This is a genomic window from Escherichia sp. E14V7 (assembly GCF_004212225.1).
Classification (GTDB): Bacteria; Pseudomonadota; Gammaproteobacteria; order Enterobacterales; family Enterobacteriaceae; genus Escherichia.
This window is the reverse complement of sequence record NZ_RHJJ01000001.1, coordinates 315068-327443: the sequence shown is the minus strand read 5'-3', so window position 1 is coordinate 327443 and position 12376 is coordinate 315068. Positions and strand designations below refer to the sequence as shown.

At 51.1% G+C, this 12376-nt stretch carries 7 protein-coding genes; all 7 read right to left on the bottom strand.

Annotated features, from left to right (window positions below; genetic code table 11):
• Positions 1-8: 8 nt before the first annotated feature.
• The 7 genes from gspC to D9741_RS01560 all read right to left on the bottom strand — a co-directional run bounded on the left by gspC (position 9) and on the right by D9741_RS01560 (position 12372).
• Positions 9-968: a type II secretion system protein GspC gene (gene gspC, locus D9741_RS01600; protein ID WP_130218099.1), complete on the bottom strand. Its 960-nt coding sequence runs from the start codon at positions 966-968 to the stop codon at positions 9-11.
• Positions 969-983: 15 nt separating this feature from the next.
• Positions 984-1394, bottom strand: a complete 411-nt coding sequence (gene gspS2 / locus D9741_RS01595; protein ID WP_001504708.1) for a type II secretion system pilot lipoprotein GspS-beta — start codon at positions 1392-1394, stop codon at positions 984-986.
• Between the two features lie 65 nt (positions 1395-1459).
• On the bottom strand, positions 1460-2269 hold the full coding sequence (gene pppA, locus D9741_RS01590; protein WP_130218101.1) for a prepilin peptidase PppA: 810 nt from the start codon (positions 2267-2269) through the stop codon (positions 1460-1462).
• Positions 2270-2693: 424 nt separating this feature from the next.
• Positions 2694-7241, bottom strand: coding sequence for a lipoprotein metalloprotease SslE (sslE, locus tag D9741_RS01575; protein WP_130218103.1), 4548 nt, complete (start codon positions 7239-7241; stop codon positions 2694-2696).
• A 495-nt stretch (positions 7242-7736) separates the two neighbouring features.
• Positions 7737-9419, bottom strand: a complete 1683-nt coding sequence (glcA, locus tag D9741_RS01570) for a glycolate permease GlcA (RefSeq protein ID WP_130218105.1) — start codon at positions 9417-9419, stop codon at positions 7737-7739.
• Positions 9420-9774: 355 nt separating this feature from the next.
• Entirely contained in the window at positions 9775-11946 is a 2172-nt protein-coding gene (gene glcB, locus D9741_RS01565; protein ID WP_130218107.1) for a malate synthase G, read from the bottom strand.
• A 21-nt stretch (positions 11947-11967) separates the two neighbouring features.
• Positions 11968-12372: a GlcG family protein gene (locus D9741_RS01560; RefSeq protein ID WP_000853256.1), complete on the bottom strand. Its 405-nt coding sequence runs from the start codon at positions 12370-12372 to the stop codon at positions 11968-11970.
• Between the last annotated feature and the right edge of the window lie 4 nt (positions 12373-12376).

The following is a 12376-nucleotide window of genomic DNA, read 5'->3' as shown; positions in this document are numbered from 1 at the left end:
AAATGCGGTTAGCGCAGCGCGATGGAAATGTCGTAGCGCGCACCCTTGCGTAAAACCGTAAGTTGAATGGAATCCATTGAAGGTAACTGCCGCATCAGAGCAATCATTGCTCGTGGATCAGTGAAATCCTGCTGATTTAGCGCAATGGCGATATCGCCTTCCTTGAAACCGCTGGCATCGAACAGAGAACGATCTGCCCCCGGCTTCACTGCATAACCGACAATCCCCTCCTTACGCACAGGCGTAAGCTGGATATAGTTAAAAATTTTCTGCGGATCTTTCGCCAGCGCCTGACGCACGGCAGCCGGGATCTCAACGGGCGCACTGACAGCAGGCTCAGCAACAGCTTGCTTTGCTTCGTCACTGGCGGCTTTTTTGTTGGTCACGGCTACGGTGGAACGCTCCTCTTCAGCCAGACTCAGGCGCTCTATTTTTCCCTGATAGCGCAGCATCACATGGTCGCGGTTGATTTCCTCAATCACCGCGTTGTGAGAGCCAAGCCGTTCCCCCTGTAAATAGACCTGCTGTTTGCCGCCTTCTTCAATAACCGCGCCGGGTCTGGCACCAAAGGCGATCCCGCGCAGCACCACGTTAAGACGCGTTTCTGCCACAGGCGCAGGTTCGGGTTGTTTTACCGGCGCGGCGACGGGCTGATATTTGCCAAACCAGTTTTGCTGGCTGATTAATTGCACATCTTTTTTATCGAATAGTTTTGCACCCGCACGGGTCGATTTATTCGCCGATGGAGAAACCGCCGTATATTCCGCAGAAAAGGAGATATAGCGCCAGAGTGAATGCGCCATTTTTGCAGAAATAATAAGCAGCATCAGCCAGAACATCCCGCGTGCAATTTTGCGCAGATGCTCTTTGTCTGTATGAAAAGATTGTCTCTGGCTAAGAGTGTGACGAATTTTTGTCAGCCATTGAATGAGATAAATTCGTGCGTCACGAAAAACAACCCGCGCCAATTTATATACCCGACGTTATGCTTTGACTATTCCACAGGTGGTACGATCCAGTTTCCGCTGATACTGGTTACCTGTACGTGTATCATTAATCGTTATGCTGTAATTAATTCCCTCAGTGATCATTAATTTCACCGTCGGGTCAGCGCACATTTGTCGTTGATAGCTGGTTAAAAAGGCGTCAGGCGTCTGCGTGGTTTGTGTACCCGCTTCGCTGATAATGGTCATTTTTACCGTCGTGCCACTACTTTGCGCCAGCACTAAGGTATATCCCGCAGATTTAATTGGCAGGTTTTGACTGATATTTTGCGCCTGTTTTTTCGCCAGTAAACTGGCGTTTTCATTATGGCTGGCGCAGCCACTTAATAATCCTGTAACGCTCAACAATAGCGATATTAATACCCTCCCTGGCATCTTTTTTATCGACATGGTTAATAATCTCTAAGGTTATTAATAAGAGTAAAAATGTCACTTCGATAATGACGTTGTTATCATTAAAGCAATGCCTGTAGATAAAGTGTTGCTATACCGCCCAGACTTAAACACGGTCCAAAAGGCAGCGTCGTTGATCCTTTCTTTGTAATAACGGCATATATCAGGCCGCAGCATGATGCGATTAAAGCAACATTGGGCAGCGACAACGCCCCCACCCAGCCACCTAAAGCGGCGAAGAGTAATACATCGCCCATGCCTAATGCTTCTTTACGCAGAACTATTCCGGCTATCCAGCGCAGGGAGTAAAAAGAGATAAACCCCACCAGTACGCCGGTGACTGCGTCTTGTAGCGTTAACGGACTCTGCTGCGCCCATGCCGCAATCAGTCCTGTCCACAATACGCCCTGAGTAAAAACATCGGGGAGCCATTGGTTATCGAGGTCGATGACACTCGCGGCAATCAGCCAGGCGGATAATATCATCACCGCCAGCCCCCATCCACTTTCCGGCCACACCTGACTCGCAAGCAAAAAAGCGAGTGCCGTCAATAACTCGACCAGCGGATAACGCTTGCTGATTTTCGCCTGACAGTCGCGGCAGCGCCCTTTGAGCATCAGCCAGGAGAGCAGCGGAATGTTGTCACGTATCCGGATGGTCTGCTGGCAATGCGGACAGTGCGAACGCGGCAGCGCAAGGCTTATTTTTGACTGCGCACTCGGCATTTCACCGTGAAACTCCGCCATTTGTTGGCGCAGCATGATAGGGTAACGCCAAATCACCACATTCAAAAAACTGCCGATGATTAATCCTCCGACGGTTGCCAGGACGGGCATCGCCGCGGGGTATTGCTGAAACACATCAAAAAGCATGGTTAAAGGTTATTTGTTGTAACTTGCCGGATGCGGCGTGAACGCCTTATCCAGCCTACGGGTGACTGCAAACGCAAATAATCGCGGCTTTCCCTCCAGGCCCGGTGCGCCTTATTTCATGCCGGATGCGGCGTGAACGCCTTATCCGGCCTACAGGTATCTGCCAACGCAAATAATCGCGGCTTTCCCCGTCTGTAGGCCCGATAAGCTGGCGCATCGGGCATATGTGTTAACCCGATGCGCCTTATTTCATGCCGGATGCGGCGCGAGCGCCTTATCCGGCCTACGGGTGTCTGCTAACGCAAATAATCGCGGCTTTCCCTCTCTGTAGGCCCGATAAGCTTGCGCATCGGACAAATGTGTTAACCCAATGCGCCTTATTTCATGCCGGATGCGGCGCGAGCGCCTTATCCGGCATACAGGCTTACTCGGCAGACATCTTATGCTCGGTAACCTTGTTAATGGTTTCCGGCCCTTGCTGCGGTTTCGGCAGATCAAGCGACGCCAGCGTCTTGTAAGCCGACTGGCTCACACCGCCCTCGAAGTTCATCTCGCTCGCTCCCGGCAACTGGTAAGCATTCGCACCCGGATTCCATTTCTTAAAGAACTCCGAAAGATCCGTCTGAGCGACCCAGGAGGCACACAGCATCAGCGTGTCGGCAGCGTTACCATTGGATTCAGCACAGTAATTCTTGCCACCAAAGGTCTTGTCACCAACATCATCGCCGCGTGCTTTACGATGCATCAACTGGAACAGGTTCCAGCCTTTCATCCCTTCACGATCGCTGTAGAACTCTGGCAGAGGAGTACCCTCTGGATACCATTTCTTGATATCAAAGTTTTTCTCTGCCCATTCCTTCAACTGTGCGTACATCAGCAGACGGTCACCCGCACCGCCGCGCGCCCATGACTGACCGTTGCTCTCGTCCAGATATTCCGGCGCGACGGTAATATCGTCAGCGACACGGTTCATCTTGCCGAGATAGCGATCCTGCATGTACAGCGCCAACACGTTGTTCGCCACTTCAGTTGCGCCAGGAACAGTCAGCGGCGTTTCTGCAGCGTTGTGCCCTACTTCGTGCCAGATCAGCCAGTCGTTCAGCGGCGTCGTCGGCAGCGTGGTGCTGTTCGTCGAGAAGCTGCTGTTCATTACCGGATAACCAGAGTGCGCATCACCGATGGAGATCTGCACATCGTTGGTGAAACGATGTTTATGACCCGTCAATGCTTCATAGGTAAACATCCGGTGGTTGCCGCTCGTTTCATTGCGACCGTAGAAGTCATTCATCGAGCTGGCAAAGGTATCCAGATCTTTAGCGAATTGTTTCAGGCCGCCCGTGTAATTGCTGGCATTCAGGTTCTTCTTCGGCGTGGTATAGACGAACGACGCAGACTCCAGTTCGCCCAGCGGCGCAGGGGAGTTCAGATCGTTTTTCCATTCGCCGTCTTTATAGAACGGCGCTTTTACCACACCGGTAAAGGTGAAGTTGGCTGACTCATTCTTTGAGCTGTTGCCCTTGATATAAATCAGACCACCGTAAGGCACCTTGAAGGTCACCGTGCCTTGAGCATCCAGATCATAGGTTTTCGTCACTTTTGGCGGACGGTTCAGAGCAACTTCATGCTTCTCACGTCCGGTCAGGTCGTCGGCCAGCGCCACGGTGACAGTCACAGGAACGTTCGCATTGGACTTAATGCTGACTTCCTGCTGAGCCGGAGCCCACAGGCCTGTAGACTGCATGTTACCCGCAAACCATTTGGTCGGACTCGAGTACAGGCTGATGCTTTCAGTAACCTCCTGCCCCGCTGCCGATACCGCTCCCGGATACTTCTCGACATCAACTTTGATGTTCAGATCCCACCAGGAACGACCCAGCATCAGGCGTGTCAGCGGTTTTTCCATATAGTTGAGCGGATAGCTCGGGTTCATCATGCCCGCTTTGCTGCCTTCACCGTAGATCATCTTGTTATCGATCAGCGATTGTTTCAGCTCTGCGGAGCACAGCGTACCTTTGGTGTAAGCATCGTTGGCGTAGCAGTTCAGGAACTCGGTGAACGTTTTAAAGCCCAGCTCGTCATCCTTGCTGCTGTCATAGCTGTATTCAATTTCATTCCACAGCCAGACCGACATGTTCTGGTACAGACGTTCCAGATCGACGCTGCTCAGACGCTCACCTTTGCGACCATTGGTCCGGAAGTAGAGCTCATGCTGATACAGACGCTGAATGTTGGTGCCTAAATCCGCCGCCTGCACCATCGCTTTCGCAGTGTCGGCGCTGAGATTCAGTTGCGTATAGCGCGGAACATACATGCCACCAGTAACCGGAACGTTTGTGCCAGGACGGTATTCCAGACAGTTGACCTCGTAGTGGTAGTCAGGATCCTTACACACCTCTAATCCAGGAAATGCCTTAATGATTTTTGCCTTGGCCGCCTCCAGAGATTCGTTTGTTTCATGCTCCGCCTCATCGATAAAGGCATAGCGTTTGACCTGTTTGCCATCGACATCTTCCAGCCAGCTGGCCACTTCCAGTTTCGGCTTGTCATCAGGCTTGTTGTCTTGCTGGTATTTCCAGATAACTTCTTTCGTTGTTTCATCAATGGTATACGGCGGTTTTCCATCGACAAACGGATAACGTTCATATACCCAGATACCTTTTTCGCGCTGCTGACGAACGCGATCCGGATAACCCTGCGGATCGTTATTCACCACCGACTTGTTCAGTGCCATTGACAGACCCGCGGCATCCAGTAGACGCACAAAGCCAGACGCGCTCTCTTCCTTAAGATTGCTCATCACGTTTTCCATGATCAGCACCGAACCGCCTTTGTTCAGATAGGCGATCAGATCGGTCACATCCTGCTGGGTCAGCTTCGGTTTGCTGGTATCTGCACGCAGAGGCACTGCATAGGGATCGCCCCCCACCTGAGTCACATACTCAAAGCCGTTAAGGATCAGCAGCGGCATTTTCTGCGGATCGAGATCGCCATAGCTACTTAAATGCTCAACGGAGATACCCGCGAAATCCGGATGGAAGCCGAACTCAGCACTGTTTCCTGTAACCTGACCATGACGTTTGAAATAGACGGTATCCAGGTTGGTGCCTACGGTCATGCTGGCTTTCGCGTCCGGCGTCCATTTATCGTCGGACAGATAGCGCAACACGTTCTGCATAAAGTGCTTCATGTCATTTGAATCACTGTTACGCATACACTGACCGCTTTTATCAACACCGCCTTCCCAGCTATAACCATTCGGACAACGCAGAATGCTGTTGTAGTGCGGGTTACCGATAACCATCAGCTTACCTTTGCCGACTTGCCCCAGCGAGATAAATGGCAGGTTGAAGGTCGCGGTATCGCGCGTAACGTTTTCAGGTACCACAAGAGAAGGCGCTTCAGTAATGTACGCCAGCTCGTTTTTATCCCAGGCGCGTTTTTCGCCGAAGGCCAGCCAGTAGTTTTTATCATTACGCGCCATCAGAATCGGGAAGGCCGCGTTGGAGATATTCACCACTGCCTGACCGCGCGCATTACCGGTGCTGCCATAGAAGTTGGTAGAGTCATGGAAGACGTGGAATTTCGTCACAGATTTGTAATCTTTATCCACACCCCACAGCTTGTTGATTACGCCCTGAATCTGACCTTCGTTAACATTGCGTGCTGTCAACGAGAACCAACGCTGAGAGTTGCAGCCCCCAAGGGAGTCACAAATCGCCGTATCAATCTCTTTAGCCTGCCCGGATTCAAACTGCTCAAGAAATTCGTTTGTCCGCTCAAAGGTTTGATCGCCTTCGCTCAACGCCTCGCCATTGGATAACGAGAGATTAATAATCTCGTTGATCACGTTGGGATACTCGGCAAAGACCTTACGCACTACGTCCGGCACTTCACGCTCATCATTTTTTCCGGCCTGGGAGTAACGATGAATAAGCTGATCAATATTCGCGCCGCGAACTTCGTCGCCCAGCTCAGTCAACGCAATGGTCGACTTATTGCCGCGTACTGAGCCCAGTTCAAAGGTGTCGATACCAAAGGAGATGGTTTCGCCCCAGCTGAAGTTGAATTTGCCGTTTTCGCCAGTTACGCCACGGCCTGAGCTGGTGTAGTAATTTACGCCAACCACACCATTGCCCATGCTATCTACCAGTCGGCCTTCGGAGAGAATGATTTCCGTAGGTTGATACTGATAAAACTGTTCCGCGTTAGCCGACACGAAGGAAGCGTTCAGATCCGGTTTTGTTCCCGGTGTGGTGACTGGCACGACCGGTGAAGTATGAGTGGATGGCGCTTTATCAGTCGCAGCATTGTTTTCCACCTCTTCATTGACCAGCTTTTTGAACTCTTCCGGTGCCAGATCGATTTGCTTATACAGCGAGTCGAAGCGTTTACTCTCGATCACCGAGGAGAACGTCAGACAAACCTGTTCTGTATTAGCCGGACAACTGTTCATGGAGGTTACCAGCGAGAGGGCATTGCTTTTCTTGTCATCAGACCCCGCCAGTTCTTGCGCATCCTCAAGGCTAAACGACACTTTTTCAACCGCACGCAGGCTACGCGCAGCTTCTGACTGAGTGTTGAAGGTGGCAATTGTCGTGTTACCTGCCACGCAAGTAACGTTCTCGCCAGGTGTAAAAGTAAAGCCGTCGCTGGATTCACCATTACAGGTAGCACCGATTACCCGCTGGCTTCCGCCCAGGGTCAGATAACCGGTTTTCGTAGGAACAGGTTCTGGCTCCGGTTCTGGTGTTGGCTCTGGATCAGGTGTCGGATCCGGCGTAGGTTCCGGGTCCGGCATCGGCTCCGGGGTTGGCGTTGGATCGGGTTTCACTTCCGGCAAAGACCCAGTTCCAGAATCTACAGGCGGAGTATCGGAGGAAGAACCTGAACCGCCGCCGTCACAACCGGTTAATAAGGTTGCGCTTAAAATAGCCGCTAAAAGCGATTTTTTATATTTAAATTTCTTATTCATTAATAACGCAAGTGACAAAATATAGTTAAAAAATTCGTAACTGGGGAAATAGTTTTATGTTTTAGCTTCTCTAATAACTTCCTCCATTCTTAAAAAAACTGCATTATTGATAACGAAACAGGTGAAATTTATAAGAATATCCCCTATTCGATGTCAGACGGGGTATTTATAAAATGATTCAACAAACAAAAAAGTAACAATTATTCACAATGTAACTATCCCAAGTTGTTGATAGTTTTAACGATTGCGATTGCAAAAGCAACAGATAGCACGGTGTTTGCTCATCAAGCGAACACAATTAATACAGACTTGTTTTGCGTGACAAAAAAATAGATATTCTCAACCCCTTAATTATTTAGCGAGTTATCTGAACATAAAATATTATTTATACATGGATAATAAACCACGAAATGATTTTGCAATTATTTAGCCAGGATAATGAAACGAGAATAGAAAGAAGCCGGATGATATTGACGATCATCCGGCATTATTGACTTACGAAACTAACATCCCGGTAAACACATACGCCTGCAACAGCGTGATAATGCCGATAACGCTGGCAAAAATCAGACTGTGCTTCACGGTGTAGCGGAACAGTTCAGATTCTCGGCCCACCATGCCCGTCGCGGCGCAGGCCACGGCGATAGATTGTGGGGAGATCATCTTGCCAGTTACGCCGCCGCTGGTATTTGCTGCCACCAGCAGAGTGTCAGAGACGTTGATTTGCTGCGCCGTGGTTGATTGCAGTGAACCAAACAGGGCGTTAGAGGAAGTGTCCGAGCCGGTAAGGAATACCCCCAGCCAGCCGAGGAATGGCGAAAAGAACGGGAACATCACACCAGTACCCGCCAGTACCAGCGCCAGCGTGGTAGACATACCGGAATAGTTGGTCACGAAGGCAAATGCCAGCACCATGCCAATCGACAGTATCGGCCACTTCAGGCTAATTAGCGTTTCGGCAAAGACACTAATACCTTTCTTGATCCCCACGCCGAGGATGAAGATAGAGATAATCGCTGCAATGAAAATAGCGGTGCCGCCAGCAGAGAGCGGGTCGAATTTAAACACCGCGTCCATTGGCGTCGGCTGGGCGACAATGGGGGCCGCTTTCAAGACTTGTTGATGCAAATGAGGGATCTGGAAATTAATCACCAGCGAATAAAACGCGCCGCCCGGAGCAAATAACGCTTTAAACGGTTTCATGGTCCAGATGGTGACCAGTACCGTTAAGATTAAAAACGGTGACCACGCACGAATGATTTGCCCCAGACTATATTCTGAAGGCACGGGACCGCCAGAAGACGGTTTATTTACCACCATCGCACCAGCGGATTGCCCCATGCTGATTGCCGTTTCGGTATTTTTCGGTCGCCAGACTTTAAGGAATAAAGAGAGTGAGACGATACTCACTAGCGCCGAAGTAATATCCGGCAGTTCCGGACCAATATAGTTAGAGGTAAAGAACTGAGTGACAGCGAAGCTTCCCCCTGCAACCAGCGCCGCTGGCCACGTCTCTTTCACCCCTTTCCAGCCGTCCATCATTGCTACCAGCCAGAACGGTACAAGAACCGACAGGAACGGTAACTGACGTCCCGCCATTGCGCCAATGTCGAACGGATCGATTCCCGTTACCTGACCGGCGACCAGAATTGGCACACCCAACGCACCAAACGCCACCGGCGCAGTGTTGGCAATCAGACACAGCCCCGCCGCGTATAGCGGTTTGAAGCCCAAGCCCACCAGCAGCGCACCGGTAATCGCCACCGGAGCACCAAAGCCAGCCGCCCCTTCCAGCAACGCGCCAAAGGAGAAACCAATCAGTAACACCTGCAAACGCTGATCGTCGGTGATGGAGATAACCGAGCTGCGGATAATATCGAACTGGCCGCTGGCAACGGTTAATTTATACAGGAATACCGCCGCGACAATAATCCAGGCAATAGGCCATAATCCATAAATAAAGCCATAGCCCGCAGCAGCAAATGCCATATCAATCGGCATTTTAAAGGCGAATATCGCAATCAGGATAGATAATATAAGGGTTATTGCTCCGGCGACATGTCCTTTCAGACGTAATACCGCAAGTGCAACGAAGAAGAATATTATTGGGATCAGGGCAACCAGAGCGGATAGCCCCAGTCCTCCCATCGGCATATACATTTGAGTCCAGGTAACCATATTGTTCAGTCTCTTATTATCTTTATATGCTTGATATGATTAAGGTTGTAATAAGCAAAAGAGGACTGAACTGTAAAATATAGGCGTTATACTTTACAGCAACAGTACGCTGCTAACGCAATTGCTACCTCTGGCATAACAAGTATATCGGGTAAGGGGTTCTGTTCCGCACACGCAGGTGCAGAGTATCGTTAAGATGTCCATATTGTTGTTTTAATCCCGCTAGTGATGCGCTACGGGTATTTAATATTGTTAACCCCTGATAATCGCTCCGGTTATTTCCGGGATAAATGTACTACCGCAGTTACTATAATAGCCCCGACAATAAATCTTGCCGGGGCTTTTTTTGACGCTATTAATGATTTTCTTTTTCGCGTAAACGCCAGGCGTGTAATAACGGTTCGGTATAACCGTTTGGCTGTTTCACGCCGAGGAAGATCAAATCGCTGGCAGCTTTAAAAGCACACGAGTTAGCGAAATTCCCCGCCATCGGACGATAAGCCGGATCGCCAGCGTTTTGCTGATCAACCACCTTCGCCATGTTCTCTAGCGACGCCTGCACCTGCTCTTTGGTCAGGATGCCGTGGCGTAACCAGTTGGCAATATGCTGGCTGGAGATGCGCAGCGTTGCACGGTCTTCCATCAGCGCCACATTGTGAATATCCGGCACTTTTGAACAGCCAATCCCCTGCTCCACCCAGCGCACCACGTAGCCCAGAATCCCCTGCACGTTGTTATCCAGCTCTTGTTGGATCTCTTGCGCCGACCAGTTAGCATTTTCAGCAACCGGAATAGTCAGCAGATCGTCCAGCAGCGGTTCAAATTCAGCATTGAACTCGGTCTGGGCAATGTTGGCTTGCACGCTCTGCACGTTGGTTTGGTGGTAGTGCAGCGCATGGAGCGTAGCGGCAGTTGGCGACGGAACCCAGGCCGTGTTTGCCCCGGCACGTAACTGGTCGCCCTTCTGGCTGTACATGTCTGCCATCAGGTCCGGCATTGCCCACATGCCTTTGCCGATTTGCGCTTTACCGCGCAGCCCGCAGAACAGACCGGAAAGCACGTTATTGCGCTCGTAGGCTTTGATCCACGGCGTCGATTTCATCTGGTTTTTACGCAGCATCGGGCCAGCTTCCATCACCGAATGCATCTCATCGCCAGTACGGTCGAGGAAACCGGTATTGATGAACGCCACGCGGTTGCGCGCCTGAGCGATACAGCTACGCAAGTTCAGCGAGGTCCGGCGTTCTTCATCCATAATGCCCATTTTCAGGGTATTCGGTGCCATACCGAGCATTGCCTCAACGCGGGTAAACAGTTTGTTGGCGAACGCCACTTCCTGCGGACCGTGCATTTTCGGCTTCACAATATAGACGCTGCCAGTGCGCGAGTTTTTCTGCACTTTTAAATCATAGAGGGCAATCGCGCCAGTCATGACGCCATCAAGAATACCTTCCGGAATTTCATTGCCTTCGCTGTCCCAAATTACGGGAATGGTCATCAAATGACCTACGTTACGGATAAACAGCAGCGAGCGCCCGTGCAGAGAAATTTCAGAGCCATCGGCGGCGGTGTACTGACGATCGTCATTCAGTTTACGCACGATTTGCCGACCGTTTTTCTCCATTTTCTCTTGCAGAGTCCCCTGCATCAGGCCCAGCAAGTTGCGGTACAGCAGGATTTTATCTTCCGCATCAACCGCCGCGACCGAATCTTCACAGTCGAGAATGGTACTGATGGCCGCTTCGACGATAACATCGTTGATGTGCGCCGGATCGTCTTTGCCAATCCGCCCGTTGGCATCGATTTGCAGCTCAATATGCAGGCCGTTATTTTTCAGCAAAATGCAGGTCGGCGCAGCGGCATTGCCACGGTAACCGACAAACTGTGCCGGAGTACGTAACGTGGTTTCTTTACCATTTTTCAACTGGATGCGTAATTGTTTGTCGACCACCTTAAACGCCACCACATCCTGATAGCTGCCGTTTTCCAGCGGTAGAGATTCATCAAGGAAACGCCGAACCCAGGCGATAACCTGCTCACCGCGCTGCGGATCGTAGCCGCTGACCATCGCCCCTTCCTGTGGGATGATGTCGCTGCCGTATAACGCATCGTACAGTGAGCCCCAGCGAGCGTTTGCCGCGTTCAGCGCGTAGCGGGCGTTCATCGCCGGAACCACCAGTTGTGGCCCCGCCTGACTGGTGATTTCACTGTCGATGCCCGTGGTTTCCACCGTAACGTGGTCAGGCTGCGGCACGAGATAGCCCAGTTCCCGCAGGAAAGATTTATAGGCCGCTTTGTCTTTTACCGGACCCGGATTGCTGCGATGCCATTCGTCCAGCGTCGCCTGAATGCGATCGCGTTCTGCCAGTAGCTGACGATTTTCTGGCGCCAGATCGTGAACGATCTCATCAAAATTGCGCCAGAACGCCGCAGCGTCCAGCCCTGTTCCCGGTAAAACTTCTTCATCCACAAAACGTTTAAAATTGGCGTCAATGCGTAAACGGCCCTGGGTTATGGTTTGACTCATTGTTTATCTCCTCGTTTTCGCTTATTTCGCCAACACCGCTGCTGCCGCTTTCGCGACCTGCGCATCCTGTGCTCCGGTTAAACCAGAAACGCCCACGGCACCAATAATTTGCCCATCAACAACAACCGGTACGCCGCCTTCCAGCGACGTCAGTAACGGCGCAGTCACGAACGCGGTACGTCCGTTGTTCACCATCTCTTCATAGCCCTTAGTTTCACGACGCCCCAGCGCGGCGGTACGCGCTTTCTCCTGGGAGATGTAAGCCGCAATCGGCGCGCAATCGTCCATGCGACTTAACGCCAGCAGATGACCGCCGTCATCGGCAACAGCAATGGAAACAGACCAGTTATTTTTCTGCGCCTCTTCCTGACCTGCGGCAATAATTGCACTCGCCATTTGCTGGCTAAGAATGACTTTAGTTTTCATTTTG

Excerpts from the sequence above, each read along its gene's own strand:
- gspS2 (WP_001504708.1), bottom strand. The coding sequence starts at position 1,394 with ATGTCGATAAAAAAGATGCCAGGGAGGGTATTAATATCGCTATTGTTG.
- pppA (WP_130218101.1), bottom strand. The coding sequence starts at position 2,269 with ATGCTTTTTGATGTGTTTCAGCAATACCCCGCGGCGATGCCCGTCCTG.
- sslE (WP_130218103.1), bottom strand. The coding sequence starts at position 7,241 with ATGAATAAGAAATTTAAATATAAAAAATCGCTTTTAGCGGCTATTTTA.
- glcA (WP_130218105.1), bottom strand. The coding sequence starts at position 9,419 with ATGGTTACCTGGACTCAAATGTATATGCCGATGGGAGGACTGGGGCTA.
- glcB (WP_130218107.1), bottom strand. The coding sequence starts at position 11,946 with ATGAGTCAAACCATAACCCAGGGCCGTTTACGCATTGACGCCAATTTT.
- D9741_RS01560 (WP_000853256.1), bottom strand. The coding sequence starts at position 12,372 with ATGAAAACTAAAGTCATTCTTAGCCAGCAAATGGCGAGTGCAATTATT.